Source organism: Providencia sp. PROV129, assembly GCF_028482245.1.
Lineage (GTDB): Bacteria > Pseudomonadota > Gammaproteobacteria > Enterobacterales > Enterobacteriaceae > Providencia > Providencia vermicola.
Map to the genome: position 1 here is coordinate 84,341 of NZ_JAMPQD010000010.1, position 14,093 is coordinate 98,433.

The 14,093-nt window shown below is 39.3% G+C and carries 12 protein-coding genes; 5 read left to right on the forward strand and 7 right to left on the reverse strand.

Annotated elements, in window-relative coordinates; all coding sequences use genetic code 11:
• Positions 1-18: 18 nt before the first annotated feature.
• On the reverse strand, positions 19-1,152 hold the full coding sequence (locus tag PSF27_RS07165) for a Gfo/Idh/MocA family protein (RefSeq protein WP_206082749.1): 1,134 nt from the start codon (positions 1,150-1,152) through the stop codon (positions 19-21).
• A 390-nt stretch (positions 1,153-1,542) separates the two neighbouring features.
• On the opposite strand from PSF27_RS07165, the gene PSF27_RS07170 reads away from it, so the two are divergent.
• Positions 1,543-1,776: a type II toxin-antitoxin system RelE/ParE family toxin gene (locus tag PSF27_RS07170; RefSeq protein ID WP_272681186.1), complete on the forward strand. Its 234-nt coding sequence runs from the start codon at positions 1,543-1,545 to the stop codon at positions 1,774-1,776.
• A 101-nt stretch (positions 1,777-1,877) separates the two neighbouring features.
• Positions 1,878-2,045 (forward strand): helix-turn-helix domain-containing protein, encoded by a 168-nt coding sequence (locus PSF27_RS07175; protein WP_442958945.1) that lies wholly within the window; start codon positions 1,878-1,880, stop codon positions 2,043-2,045.
• 67 nt (positions 2,046-2,112) lie between these two features.
• Here PSF27_RS07175 and PSF27_RS07180 read toward each other — a convergent pair whose 3' ends face one another.
• The 5 genes from PSF27_RS07180 to PSF27_RS07200 form a co-directional block, all read right to left on the reverse strand.
• Positions 2,113-2,541, reverse strand: a complete 429-nt coding sequence (locus PSF27_RS07180) for a PTS sugar transporter subunit IIA (protein ID WP_206082750.1) — start codon at positions 2,539-2,541, stop codon at positions 2,113-2,115.
• A 54-nt stretch (positions 2,542-2,595) separates the two neighbouring features.
• Complete coding sequence (locus PSF27_RS07185; RefSeq protein ID WP_272681187.1) at positions 2,596-4,002, reverse strand: sugar porter family MFS transporter; 1,407 nt, start codon at positions 4,000-4,002, stop codon at positions 2,596-2,598.
• 408 nt (positions 4,003-4,410) lie between these two features.
• On the reverse strand, positions 4,411-5,397 hold the full coding sequence (iolG, locus tag PSF27_RS07190; protein WP_272681188.1) for an inositol 2-dehydrogenase: 987 nt from the start codon (positions 5,395-5,397) through the stop codon (positions 4,411-4,413).
• 508 nt (positions 5,398-5,905) lie between these two features.
• Positions 5,906-7,843 carry a 3D-(3,5/4)-trihydroxycyclohexane-1,2-dione acylhydrolase (decyclizing) gene (gene iolD, locus PSF27_RS07195; protein ID WP_272573405.1) on the reverse strand — a complete coding sequence of 646 codons (1,938 nt, stop codon included), beginning with the start codon at positions 7,841-7,843 and terminating at the stop codon, positions 5,906-5,908.
• Positions 7,844-7,855: 12 nt separating this feature from the next.
• A complete protein-coding gene (locus PSF27_RS07200; RefSeq protein ID WP_206082754.1) occupies positions 7,856-9,367 on the reverse strand; it encodes a CoA-acylating methylmalonate-semialdehyde dehydrogenase in 1,512 nt (503 codons plus the stop codon).
• Between the two features lie 394 nt (positions 9,368-9,761).
• Between PSF27_RS07200 and PSF27_RS07205 the strand changes: the two genes are divergently transcribed.
• Both PSF27_RS07205 and PSF27_RS07210 read left to right on the forward strand, forming a co-directional pair.
• On the forward strand, positions 9,762-10,598 hold the full coding sequence (locus PSF27_RS07205; protein ID WP_206082755.1) for a MurR/RpiR family transcriptional regulator: 837 nt from the start codon (positions 9,762-9,764) through the stop codon (positions 10,596-10,598).
• Between the two features lie 254 nt (positions 10,599-10,852).
• Positions 10,853-11,848: a hypothetical protein gene (locus tag PSF27_RS07210; RefSeq protein WP_272681189.1), complete on the forward strand. Its 996-nt coding sequence runs from the start codon at positions 10,853-10,855 to the stop codon at positions 11,846-11,848.
• Positions 11,849-11,998: 150 nt separating this feature from the next.
• Here the strand turns inward: PSF27_RS07210 and PSF27_RS07215 are convergent, their stop codons facing one another.
• Positions 11,999-12,253: a helix-turn-helix domain-containing protein gene (locus PSF27_RS07215; protein ID WP_206082756.1), complete on the reverse strand. Its 255-nt coding sequence runs from the start codon at positions 12,251-12,253 to the stop codon at positions 11,999-12,001.
• Positions 12,254-13,179: 926 nt separating this feature from the next.
• Here PSF27_RS07215 and PSF27_RS07220 point away from each other — a divergent pair.
• Positions 13,180-14,064 (forward strand): helix-turn-helix domain-containing protein, encoded by an 885-nt coding sequence (locus PSF27_RS07220; RefSeq protein WP_272681190.1) that lies wholly within the window; start codon positions 13,180-13,182, stop codon positions 14,062-14,064.
• The last annotated feature ends 29 nt before the right edge of the window (positions 14,065-14,093 follow it).

The window sequence follows — 14,093 nt, forward strand, 5'->3', positions numbered from 1 at the left end:
CCCTTAACTACAACAGAATTAATTGATTTCTTTTACTTTGACCCAGCGCTGCTCTTCATAAGAACGCGCGATGGCATCTAAAATACGCGACACTTTCCAACCTTCTTCAAAGTCTGGCCACAGGGCTTTGCCTGTCGCTACACCATCAATTAAATCGCGCACTTCAACTGTTTTTTGATCGTTAAACCCGATTCCATGACCTGCCCCTCCGCAAAATGGCGCATAGTCTGGGTGCTCAGGCCCAACTAAAATTGTTTTGAACCCTTGACGGTTCGATGGCTCATCGTGGCGATATAGTTTTAATTCTGCCATTCGCTCTTGGGTAAATGACAACGTACCTTTGGTGCCCGTCACCACATAGGTCAGCCCCATTTTGCGGCCAGATGCGATGCGGGAAGTCTCGATCACCCCCATGGCACCGCCTGCAAAACGCACCATTGCATGTGCTTGGTCTTCATTTTCTACCGCAACCATCACTGAAGAACCTGCCTTTTCAGGGCGTTCTTTAATGACAATTTCCATATCGCCACACACCGTTTCAATATCGCCCACTAAATATTGCGCCATGTTGATAATGTGAGCGCTAAGATCCCCCAGTGCACCCAGTCCCGCCTTTTCTTTAAAGCAGTGCCAATGAATCGGCGCCGTTGGATCCGCCATATAATCTTCGTTATGGGTGCCGTAGAAATGGATCACTTCCCCGATTTCACCATTTTCGATGATCTCTTTTGCCAATTGCGCCGTTGGGTTCTTCATATAGTTAAACCCCACCAAGGTTTTTACTCCTGCTTTTTCAGCTGCGGCAACCATCTCTTTTGCATCGTGGGAATTAAGGGCTAGTGGCTTTTCGCAATAAACATGTTTGCCATGTTTAATGGCTTCCATCGCCATCTCTTTGTGTAAAAAGTTAGGGGAACAAATATCCACCACATCAATATTTGGATCCGCTACGAGTTTGCGCCAATCATCCGTTGAACGATTAAAGCCCATTTCCTGTGCACGGGTTTGTGCAAGCTCTGGTGTGACTTCCGCAATCATTTCGCGAACTAACGTTCCTTTTAGAGGGAAGACCGTTGATGCTTGTGCATAAGCAATCGCATGAGCGCGCCCAATGTAGCCTGTTCCAATCATACCAATACGGATTTCTTTCATTTGTTCTCTCCCTCGCACATTCTGTATGGCGCAATGGCTGTCCCAATGCTTTATTGAGTACTTTTGATTTGATAATACTGTTATACGGAATATTTATTTCATTTTCAATAAAATTAGAAACATTAATTTCATTATGTGATCTGGCATAGATTTTTCTGTAATTAGCTAATTTATAAAGAATTAAAAGTTAATAGTTTCTATTTAACCAAATAAGCAGAGAGGGAAAGCCAAATAAAAAGACACTAAATGAAATGAAAAATGAAATAAAAGGGGATGTGATTGGTATTGTATGAATTTAAATTACACTTATAGATTAATTGAATCTATAGCTTCATTTAACTCTTGAGTATCATTATTTCTCTTTTACTGTAATGTTCATGGAGGGTAACAATGTTTAAAATTAAAATTCATGAAGATGCATTATTGCAGGAATTAAAAGCTCTGCCAGCCTCATTACAAGGGAAAATGGTTCGCCAGATAAACAAACTATCTGAATTCGGTACCTTACTGAGAGAATCTGATGCTAAAGCTATCACAAATGGTTTTTTTGAACTTAGAGCAAAAGCAGGCGATATCAGTCGGGCGATTTACGTTTACCGCTATGGAAAAAAATCTACATTTTAAAGATTTTTGCTAAAAGTACGGCTAAATTACCATCAGCTATTTTAACTTCAGCAGCAAAGCGACTAGAGGAGATGCTAAACGATGAGTAAAAAATCAATTGCTTGAGAAGATGCTCTGCTGGGCTAACGAGTTCTCAAGTTGCAGCACGATTAGGCATCTCCCCTTCAGCCGTATCGAGAACCGAAAGGCATGCGGAAAAAGCAACAATCGAAACACTCGCTCGCTATGCCGCCGCATGCGGTATAAAAAAACCTAAAATTATGCTGTAAACTCAGAATATTACACCCACCATGTAAGTCAGTATCACCATGGTGGGCGCATTTATGTGCTAAAACATTAACGATGAAGGATACTCAAAAATTCCTCTTTGCTTGAGGTGAGTGATAGCGCATTCGCAATAAATTCATCACTAAAGATCAACGCAATTTCTCTGAGCACATCAATATGCTCCCTTGATTTTGCGATAACACCAATGGCGATGAACATCACATTTGTTCGGTCCCAAATTACCCCATCAGGAAATTGGAAAATCTCTACACCACTGTGCAAAATAATGTCATTCGCCGATTTGGGTAGGTGTGGTAAGGTAATACCATTGCCTAAAAAGGTCGAAATTTGCTGCTCTCGCTCTGTTAAAAAGTGGACGCAGTCCCTATCGACATAGCCTTTTCGTTTAAATTCAGCGCCAACCATTTGCAATACTTCGGCTTTATTTCTTGCTTGGCAACCTAAATGCAAGCTTTGTGTGGTTAGTTGTTCAATCATATTCCACCCTATTGTAAATTCATTATGTGCATTCACTAGATGAATGCACTGTAATTACATTGATGACAATTCTTCTTCCAGCTGTTCCAGAGATTTGTTTGATGTTTCAGGCAATAATTTCACCACAAACACAATAGCAAGATAGTTTATCACCGCGAAAATCAAGAATACTGGGCCTAATCCTAGCTCTGCCTGCAATACAGGGAACAGATAACTGACAACCGCGTTCATGATCCACATAAAGAAAACAGAGATCCCCATGGATAGCCCACGAATTTTCAGCGGGAAGAGCTCTGCCAATACCACCCAAGTTAGGAAGCCCATAGTCCCTTGCATTACTCCGACAAACAGCGCACCCAACAACCAAATTAAGGTCGCTTTCACATCTCCAGTTAAGAAGTAATCCGTTGCAGCGATTAATAAGTGCAATGAGGCCATCAAGGCAAACCCCCCCACAATCAGGGTTTTACGTTTGAAACGATCAACTAAGAAAAGTACTCCGATAACCATACCACCGACAGAGAATACTCCGTTAAGTACGTTGAAAACTAACGATGTTTGCTCAGAAAAACCTGCTGTTTTTAGGATTTCGGTCCCGTAGTACATAATCACGTTCACACCCGTGGTTTGCTGCAATGCTGCCCACACCATACCGATGAGAACTAACTTTAAAATCCACGGTGTATTGAGAATAAGGGCTAAGTTTCGCTTGTTAGCATCTGGATTTTTCTTCGCTTCTGCCGCTTCAACGTCTAACAGCGTCACGATGTCTTCGTACTCTTGTATTGCACGTTTTTCAGGGCGAATTTGCTTTAGAATTTTCAATGCTTCTTCACGGCGATTTTTGCTCATTAACCAACGTGGGCTTTCAGGTGCTTTCCACATACCAAATAATAAGCACAATGCAGGAACAGCTTGAACAAGCAACATATAGCGCCAAACGTCGGGTAAATGCCCCCAAATAGAGCCAATAATGGCATTAATCGCAAATGCTGCTAGTTGACCAATAACAATAGCAACTTCGTTGAGCCCTGTGAGTTTTCCCCGCATTTCTGTCGGGGCCACTTCCGAAATAAAGGTTGGTGCTGTAACAGACGCACCACCAACAGCAAAACCAAGAATAAACCTTGCCACTAATAAAACTTCGATATTTGGTGCAGCCGCGGATAAAAATGCCCCAAATAAGAATAAAAAGGAAAGGTAAAGTAGGTAAGTTCGTCGCCCCACATAGTCAGCGACACGCCCACCACAAACACTACCGAGCGCTGCGCCTACTAACAGAACGCTCATCACTAAGCCTTCAGTCGTTGGCGTGAGCCCCATATTTTCTTTCAGTGATGAAAATGCACCGTTGATAACACCAGTGTCATACCCGAAAAGTAATCCACCAAAAGTGGCAACCAGTGTAATTTGGTGCAACCTTTTTCGCTGTTGTTCATTGAGATTCATTATTAATGACATATTATTACCTTATTATTTGAATCATTATGTCAGTCAAAAAATACCTTTTCAGTATTTAAGTAAATGCTTTAATTTAAGGTTTAAATAATGAAAATATTTTTTAACACGCTGAATTGAATCACTATTTAATTAACTTCATTATGTTTTCAAACCAGCTCCATAGAGGAAATTAAAATCAACAAATACAACAAGTTAATTAAATAGAGCAAAAATAAGATTGTAAAAATCCCTCAATCTATATCGGCATATAAAAAGTCTGAAGAGTTTTTTATTAAGTATAAAATCCATTGTTTTTATATTTGATTGATGCGTGGACATCATTAAATACATTTAGGATTTTACTGCGGACGAAATTATTTTTCGCCCGCAAATTTGTAATCGAATTTAAAACATGTTCAAAGAAACAAATTACAACTTAACTTCTTTACCTGATTTTAATGACTCAAGTGCTTTATCCGCTAAGTACAGCGCTAACTCACCATCTGTTCCTGTCGTTTCTGATTGCGCGCGACCAGCTAAAATGTCCACGAAATGTTCCCATTCCGCCTTATAAGCTTCATGGTAACGTTGCAAAAAGAAATATTCAGGTTTCGCAGATAATGCCCCTGCTTCACTTAACAATGAAACACTGTTTTCCTTAATGTTCCCTGCGGTTAATAAGCCTTTTTCACCATGTAATTCGATGCGCTGGTCATAGCCATAACCTGAACGGCGGCTATTGGAAATGGTTGCCATCGCACCTGATGGGAATTTCAATATAATAAATGCGGTATCGATATCACCAGCTTGGCCAATGGCAGGGTCAACGACATTGCTACCCTGAGCAAAAACTGAGCATGGTTCTTCGCCTATCATAAAACGCGCCATATCAAAGTCATGGATAGTCATGTCTCTGAACATGCCGCCAGATACTTTGACATATTCTGCTGGTGGAGGTGACGGGTCACGAGAAGTAATAATTAAAGATTCCGCTTTACCAATTGCGCCTTGTTGGAATAAATTTTTCAGGTGGCGAAACTGTGGGTCGTAACGGCGGTTAAAACCGATAAATAAGGGTACATTATGTTCTTTAACGCTTTTGATGCACTGTCTAACACGCTCAAGGTCAAGGTGAACGGGCTTTTCACAAAAAATGACTTTTTTATGTTTAGCAGCAAGTTCGATTAAATCAGCGTGGGTATCTGTCGCGGAAGCAATCAGAACACCGTGAACATTCGGGTCTTGCATCGCTTCTTCTGTCGTTTGCACTTTTGCTTGATATTTCTCAGCCAAGGCAACCGCGTTGGGTTGATAAGGGTCGATAACAGAATAAAGTGCGGTTTCTTTATGGCCGGCAATATTAACAGCATGAACCTGTCCGATACGTCCTGCGCCGAATAGTGCTATATTGAACATTCAAATGCTCCTTGATACTTTAAATCCACTATTTGGATAGTATGAAATATACCAAACAAAACGTTCATTTCAATTTATAATTTTTTGGAAATTATGTTTTTGGGCTCTAGGTAACAAATGTTACATTAAAGTGGATTTTTAGTGTTATTTAGATCACAAAATAATAATGCAAGCTATCAGCATCTGACAATAAAGTCTGCGCGCTATATCCCTTTTTTATTTCATTGTCTCCTTCATCAACTCACCAAAGTGATATTTTAAAACATTCATTCCATTTTATTTGTTTTTAAATTATTAAAACCATAAAAAAACCCAGCAAAAGCTGGGCTAAAATGAAAGTAAGCTAACGCGCACGTTAACCTCAGAGAATATAGAATAAAAAGCAATCCTTGCTAAATTTCCAATAACGACCCTACCTGACGATGTTAACGCTATAGGCATGACACACAGAAGCGCTCCTCGGCGGTTAACAACCGCCGATTCCATTCAATGAGTCACTAGACATTCATTAATAAAGACGAACGTTGTTCTCAACCATCTGTTTAATATTTTCTGCCGCTGCAACGATTTCTGGTTTCTCAGAGACTTGAGCCGTACCTGTACGCCACCATGCCTCATAGCCATTTGTCATTGTTTTTGGCAATACCTTAATATCAATCAATACACAACCTGAATGTTCTTTAGCACCCTTAAGTGCTTCCAAGAGCTGTGTTTCATCATGTACTCGATAACTTTTACATCCATAACTTTCTGCGTTTTTCGCAAAGTCCACTTTCACTAATGGCCCATCCATTAATCCTGTTTGTGGGTTTCGATAGCGATTTTCTGTGCCAAAACTGCCCATACCTTGGCTCATCTGTAAGTTATTAATGCAACCAAACCCTGCGTTATCAAACAATAAAATCGTGATTTTAATGTTCTCTTGAATGGCGGTTTGTAACTCACTATGCAACATTAGGTAAGAACCATCGCCAACCATCGCATACACAGGTTGCTTCGGTGCGGCAATTTTAGCACCGACTGCTGCCGCAATTTCATATCCCATGCAGGAATAGCCGTATTCTAAATGGTAGGTATCGCGTTGTTTTGGTAACCAAATACGCTGTAAGTCACCAGGTAATGAGCCCGCTGCTCCCACAATAATGGCGTTATCTTCCAGATGTTGCTGCATCAGCCCCAGTACGCGGGTTTGCGTCAATTCGGTACCTAGAACTTTACAATATTCTTCAAGTTTATCATCGAGATGACCTGCAATTTCAGGAACAAAATCTAACGGCTGGTACTGAATACTAAACAAGCGGTCGAGTTCCGCTTTCCACTGTGATTTCGCCTGTTTAATTTCATCACCCCATTGCCCTTGGTAGCCCGTCACTTTCATTTTAGCATCAAGTGCTTGCAGTCCTTCTCTTGCATCTGCCACCACTTTTAATGCATCCAATTTACTTGCATCAAACTCAGCAACATTAATGTTCAAGAATTCAACTTGGGGATGACTAAATAAAGATTTAGAAGCTGTTGTAAAATCGGTAAATCGGGTGCCGACACCAATAATAAGATCAGCTTCTTTCGCTAATAAATTCGCCGCTAATCCCCCTGTCGTGCCGATCCCCCCCATGTTAAGTGGATGACTCGCAACAATAGCACTTTTCCCTGCTTGGGTTTCACCAAATGGAATGTGGTAATCTTCTGCAAACTGGATAAATGCATCATGTGCTTCAGAATAACGCACCCCTCCACCGCAGACTAACAGTGGCTTTTTCTTACTTTGAATCAAGGCAACCGCCTCTTCAATACTCACCGTTGTTGCAGGGCGCCGCTCGATACGATGAACTCGTTTTTCAAAGAAGTAATCAGGGTAATCCCACGCTTCACCTTGCACATCTTGTGGTAAGCAAATGGTTACCGCCCCTGTATCCGCAGGGTCAGTTAATACCCTCATGGCATTAACCATAGCAGCCATCAATTGTTCTGGCCGTGAAATTCTATCCCAATAGCGGGAAACAGGACGAAAGCAATCGTTGGTGCTGATAGTTCCATCACCGTATTGTTCAACTTGCTGTAAAACAGGGTCTGGCTGACGCGTTGCAAACGTGTCACCAGGTAATAACAACAATGGGATACGGTTTGCCGTGGCGGTCGCAGCAGCGGTGATCATATTCGCTGCACCAGGCCCCACTGAAGAGGTAACCGCAAAAATCTGCTTACGTTTTTTTTGCTTAGCAAAACCTGTCGCAATATGCGCCATGCCTTGCTCGTTACACCCTTGATAAACACGCAGGTGACCAGGCGCCTCTTCAAGCGCCTGACCTAAACCTACAACGTTACCATGGCCAAAAATCGTAAATACTCCCTGAATAAACGGATACTGCTCACCATCGACATCAACATATTGTTGGTTAAGAAACTTTACCAATGCTTGAGCTGTGGTCATTTTCTGCTTATTCATCTGGGTCTCCATTTATTCCATGGTTGGCATTGTGAAACTACTTTCGTGATGCTCTAAACGCACACTGGCTGGCCAACGGCTTGTCACCGTTTTCATGCGAGTATAGAAGCGTACACCATCATTTCCATGCACATTTAAGGGGCCAAAAATTGAACGTTTCCATCCACCAAAGCTGTGGAATGCCATTGGAACAGGAATGGGAATATTGATACCAACCATACCCGCTTGAACATTCTCTTGGAATTCACGCGCCGTTTCGCCATCACGGGTAAAAATCGCGGTTCCATTACCATATTCGTGTTGATTAATCAGTTTCAACCCCGTTTCAAAATCTGGTACACGGACAACGGCAAGCACGGGTCCAAAAATCTCTTCTTTATAAATGTCCATTTCAGGAGTGACATTATCAAATAATGTTGGCCCAACGAAATAGCCATTTTCAAACCCCGTCACTTTAAAATCTCGACCGTCAACTAACAGAGTCGCGCCTTGTTTTTCACCACTGGTAATGTAGTCACAAATTTTGGCTTTATGTTGCGCAGAGATAACTGGCCCCATATCATTTTCTTTACCTTCTGTGATACCAGGGCCAACTGTCATTTTAGCGATTTGCCCTTTCAGGTTCGCAATCAACGCATCTGCGGTTTCATCACCAACTGCTAACACCACAGATAGAGCCATACAACGCTCACCCGCGGCGCCAAAACCTGCACCCATAATGGCATTTGCAGCCTGCCCCATGTCGGCATCAGGCATTAAGATACAATGGTTCTTCGCACCGCCTAATGCTTGGCAACGCTTGCCATGAGCAGATGCTGTTGTGTAAATATATTCTGCAATTGGTGTTGAACCGACAAAACTGACCGCTTGGACTTCTGGCGCGGTTAATAAGACATCAACAGACTCTTTATCCCCTTGTACAACGTTAAACACGCCATCTGGTAATCCCGCTTCTTTCAGCAGTTTTGCTAGTTCCAATGCTAAGGATGGATCTTTTTCAGAAGGTTTTAAAACAAAGGTATTTCCCGTTGCAATCGCTACTGGAAACATCCACATTGGCACCATTGCAGGGAAGTTAAACGGCGTAATCCCAGCACACACGCCTAAAGGTTGCATTAATGAATGGCTGTCCACGCCCGTTGCCACATTGGCTGAGTGCTCACCTTTTTGTAAATGCGGAATCCCACAAGCAAATTCAACAACTTCCAATCCACGGGTCAACTCCCCCACTGCATCGGAAAAAACTTTACCGTGTTCTTTTGAAATTAGGCGAGCCAAATCATCCATGTTGTCTTCGAGTAATGCTTTAAATTTAAAAAGGATGCGAGAACGTTTTAACGGTGATAATTTTGCCCATTTAGGGAATGCGTTATGTGCAACTTCTATGGCTTTTTTCGTTTCATCAGCGCTGCTAAGTCCCACTTGTGCAATTTGCGTTCCTGTTGCAGGGTTAAATACTGGCGCAAATCGCCCACTTTGACTGGATACGATTTCACCACCAATAAAATTATGAATCTGTTCCATGCTGCCTCTCTTTAGCTGATAGAGTTACCTTGTGTTATTTAATGTATATGAAATATTCATTTCATTTTCAACCAAATTTGAAATAACATTCAATTTATGTGATCCAGCCAAAGTTTTTATGAAATTTTCTATTCACTTTAAAGACACTCGTTTCAAAAACTGTATTTAGCCATTAACTCCCCCAAGAACAATCAAACTTATCGGGTTAAATGCGGCGGTTCTAGTGTATTCAATAAAAGAAGAACATGAGATAACCCATTCAATTTGTTGAATGAAAACTACATAATTTAAGATAGACGATGAGAAAAGGTTTGGTCGTATGAACTGATTGTTTCAAAAAGATTCGACTAACGGCACAAAACAACTACAATTAGAGCCAAATCATGGAGGTTATATGTCAAGTGCAGCAAATTTAAATGAGTTTCAAGAGCAAGTTCGTGCACGTTATGACGAACTCAGTAAACGCTTACAACAGGTAGCGAGGTATGTGCTCGATAATACTAACAGCGTTGCCTTCGATACCGTTGCCGTTATTGCTAAAGAAGCCGATGTTCCCCCATCAACACTGATCCGCTTCGCCAATGCTTTCGATTTCAGTGGCTTCAATGAAATGAAACAACTATTTCGAATGAATTTGGTTGAGGAAACCGCTAGCTATACAGATAGAGCAAGACTCTTTCGTGAAATGGATAGTGAGCAGGAGCTAAGCGATGATCCAGCTCAAATTTTAAAAGAATTTGCGCATTCAAACGCACAAGCATTGCAGCAAATGGCAGCAAGAACGCCTGCTGAAGATATGGAAAAAGCTGTATCATTATTGGCAGGAGCACAAAATGTCTACATTATTGGCTTACGCCGTTCCTTTAGCGTTGCAACTTATCTCAGTTACGCACTGAGTCATTTAGAATGCCGCCCAATTTTAATTGATGGGCTGGGTGGAATGTTTAAAGAGCAAATCAGCCGAATTAGCGAAAATGATGTTGTTATATCGATCAGTTTCACACCTTATGCCTCAGAAACTGTGATGGTAAGTGAAAAAGCGGCTCAAACAGGGGCAAAACAAATTGTTATCACAGATAGTCAAATCAGCCCATTGGCCAGTTTTAGTGATGTCTGCTTTGTGATTAAAGAAGCCCAAGTTGATGCTTTTCGTTCACAGTCTGCTACATTATGTTTAGCCCAATCACTTACTGTAGCCTTAGCCTATCGCCAAGGCAGCAAGCTCATATAAGCATAATTGCTCTTAACTCACTCCTCCATGGGTTAAGAGCCTTCTATTTAGGCTCTATATTAGCCATTCTTCCTCTCCCGCACTTTTGTTCGACTCGACAATTTAAATGTGATTTTTCGACATTATTTTCTGTAAATTGTGAGTTACATCAGAAAATACAAATTCCAACAAAACATTAAAATGAAATTATTATTTCACCCTGTTATGTTGAGATTATGTGAATTTCCGATAGGCAGCAAAAATAGGGGTAAAACATGGTAAACACACACTTTCTGTATTTACTAGGTCACCTTCGTTTACTTGAAGAGCAACATTCCGTCACGTCCCTAGAGCGTACCGGCGTTGGTTTAATCGGAACGTACAACCAAAATTTACCGTATATTCAAGCAGTCAAATTGAGCGCACATCATTGTGAGCTCAAAGCAATTTGTGATATTGAACCATCGTTACCATCAATGAGCTATTATATGTGCCAAAAGCGCAAAATCGAGGAACTGATAAATAATGATGATGTGAACTCCATCATCATGACATCAGTGTGCAGTGGTGAATTACTCAAATTCACGATAGAACGCACTATCGATGCAGGAAAAGATCTCTTGCTGAATAATATCCCCAACTATAAAGAGCCTGAGCTAACTGAGTTATTTAAACAAGCAAAACGTAACGGCGTTTGCATTTATTACAACCCAGTGCTTTCTTTTGAAGATACATTTAATCAACTCAAAACGTCTTTAGCTGTCAAAAATAAATCCGAAACAGGGTTATTACGACTTTCTTCCCATCGAATGATCGAGCCTGAAAATAGACTCCCTTTCAATACATTACGCAGTGCATTGACGCAAAAAGTTGAATTACTTTTATCGTTATTACCTGACTTATCCCTAACCGAAACTTCAGTTCAATACTCACACCCTTTCGCAAAAATGGAAAATGGTGATGTTCTCATTATTAACCTTCGCCATAAAGGCGGGCTGCTCGTCTCAATTGAGCTATTTTTTAATACTGGAAATATTACCGATAAAATTTCACTTAAACAGTGTAATCACAGCTATGAAGCTGAGAGTAAATTTATTATTAATAAAGAAAATCAAAGCATTAACGAGAAAACATCTATCGTTAAGCAACTTGACCAATTTATCCTAAAATTACATAACGACGAAAAATTATTGCAAAAGAATCACTGGTTACAAGCGAACAAATTTACTGACGAAATAATAAACCATCTAACTAATAATGGTTTTATTTAGTGTAACTTCATTTTTGAATACCTGATGAAGTAAAAAGCAATTCGCTTTCGTATTTCATAACGTATTGAATTTATATAATGTATATTCAAAATGACAATTCACAAAAGACATCTTATAGAAGCTAGTCTGATGACTGACATTACAAATTAACTAATGCAATGTACTGCGTACTCCACTATTCGTGTTAACAACGCCATATAAAAAAGTGGTTGGCTCTAAATTAAATAAATAAGCAAATTGAAATAATGAATCAACATCAATACAGCTATCACCGTTCTCAAAACGACTCATTTCATCCTCCGAAACGCCAATTAAAGTCGCTGTTTGTTTTATTGTCATTTTATGACTCTCTCGTTGCATTCTAATTTTTAAGCCTAACATTTTAGCGATATTATCTTTACTCATAACTCCCCCAAATAGATTTAATAACATTACAATTAATCGAGGCGTAAATTACCATTCCCATTAAGTGTATAAATTGATTAATAATAATAAAACCTCAGTTAAACACATCAAAATAAGACTATTTCTTTATAAATAAAACCAAACAATAGAAACATCCATTTGAAAACAAACGTTTTTTTAAGATTACATCGTTACACTTTAAAGTTGAATTAGATCACAAATTAATTCCCCAAAAAACAAAATGGATTTTCTTTTTAAGAATAATCCAATAATGTTATTCTAGTTTTGTAATTTACTTTTTAATTAAGTTAAAATTCTAGCTTATTTTCCCTATCTTATAAAATCAATCTGAGCTATTTATTGTTATTTCCTTAGAATTAACGTGACAATTTGTTTTCAACCGTATCAATAAGTTTCCATCACCAAGGATTAGTCAGTCAATAAAAACAAGCTCAAAACTAATTTTCAACCTTCAAATCATAAAAAATTCAGATATCTATAAAAATATTCAAATAACTTACCCCCCATAAAATCAAGACAAGATTATCTGCTGCATACAATTCTTTTTTTAATAATCATTAAAACACCATCTAATATTGACGTATCATAAGTGATAATCTTCTACCTTATTTGACACCTTATTTTTATATATTAATTTAATACTAAAATTAAGTTTATAAAAATTGAGTTTTATCTTTTTATTAGGCAATAATTTAAGTTAACACCGAATAGGCGTATCGCGTTGATTTTTATTTAAATCATACAATAGCAAAACTTACTTAACTTCACATCTTTTTAATTAAATTGTCAGTAGACATGCTATCCTTATTTAGAGGACTCATGAATACTCACCTAACATTGGCCCATGCTATTGATAGTTTTGCATTCTGTTGATCTTAAGTAAAAAGCGAATTGAAAGGATTATCATGCTACAAGAAAGCGTTATCAGAGAAATCATTCTTTGGATTGAACAAAATTTAGAATCTCGCCTATCCCTTGATACAGTTGCCGATAGGTCTGGGTATACTAAATGGCACTTTCAGCGTCTATTTAAAAACCAGACGGGCTTAGCATTAGGCTCTTATATTCGTGCTAGGCGTCTATCTTGTTCCGCTGTTGCGTTGCGATTAACCAATGATAGCATTATGGATATTTCTCTTCGTTATCGCTTTGATTCTCAGCAAACATTTTGCAGGGCCTTCAAAAAGCAGTTTAACCTGACACCATCTGAATACCGAAAACGTGAAGGCTGGAAAGTTGACGGATTCTGCCTCCCAATTCGAGATAGCAAAGAATTACAAGTGCAAGTTAGATTAACCCAATTAACTGCAACCAATTTATTGGGTATCCAACACCGTTATACACAAGATATCAATGAATGGAACCTTAAGACTGAAGAGCTCAGACGTCATTATTGGAAATTATTCCTTGATAATAACCAATATGTTACCCAACATTTATATGCTATTCATGGTGTTGATTTAAATGCTACCGAAGAAGGCCGTTTCTTATATACCACGGCTTTAGATGAAAAAGATGTAGATATCGTTCCTGCACAAGCAAAAAACTTACAAGTCCCCGCAGGAAATTATTTAGAAATCAAATTCGATGGCAGTCTGCAAGGGATTGATTATAACGATATCATTTACACAGCATATGGCAAAGTACTCGCAGAAATGGACATTATGCGTGGGGATGGCTCCGATGTTGAGCTCTACATATTGAAGTCTAAGCCAACTTATCATGATTTTATTAATGACCCACATAACTATATTCAAGAACTCAATTATTATATACCCGTCATAATTTAAAAAATTTCTTAGTAACCCGCTAATAAATA

Excerpts from the sequence above, each read along its gene's own strand:
- PSF27_RS07165 (WP_206082749.1), bottom strand. The coding sequence starts at position 1,152 with ATGAAAGAAATCCGTATTGGTATGATTGGAACAGGCTACATTGGGCGC.
- PSF27_RS07170 (WP_272681186.1), top strand. The coding sequence starts at position 1,543 with ATGTTTAAAATTAAAATTCATGAAGATGCATTATTGCAGGAATTAAAA.
- PSF27_RS07180 (WP_206082750.1), bottom strand. The coding sequence starts at position 2,541 with ATGATTGAACAACTAACCACACAAAGCTTGCATTTAGGTTGCCAAGCA.
- PSF27_RS07185 (WP_272681187.1), bottom strand. The coding sequence starts at position 4,002 with ATGTCATTAATAATGAATCTCAATGAACAACAGCGAAAAAGGTTGCAC.
- iolG (WP_272681188.1), bottom strand. The coding sequence starts at position 5,397 with ATGTTCAATATAGCACTATTCGGCGCAGGACGTATCGGACAGGTTCAT.
- iolD (WP_272573405.1), bottom strand. The coding sequence starts at position 7,843 with ATGAATAAGCAGAAAATGACCACAGCTCAAGCATTGGTAAAGTTTCTT.
- PSF27_RS07200 (WP_206082754.1), bottom strand. The coding sequence starts at position 9,367 with ATGGAACAGATTCATAATTTTATTGGTGGTGAAATCGTATCCAGTCAA.
- PSF27_RS07205 (WP_206082755.1), top strand. The coding sequence starts at position 9,762 with ATGTCAAGTGCAGCAAATTTAAATGAGTTTCAAGAGCAAGTTCGTGCA.
- PSF27_RS07210 (WP_272681189.1), top strand. The coding sequence starts at position 10,853 with ATGGTAAACACACACTTTCTGTATTTACTAGGTCACCTTCGTTTACTT.
- PSF27_RS07215 (WP_206082756.1), bottom strand. The coding sequence starts at position 12,253 with ATGAGTAAAGATAATATCGCTAAAATGTTAGGCTTAAAAATTAGAATG.
- PSF27_RS07220 (WP_272681190.1), top strand. The coding sequence starts at position 13,180 with ATGCTACAAGAAAGCGTTATCAGAGAAATCATTCTTTGGATTGAACAA.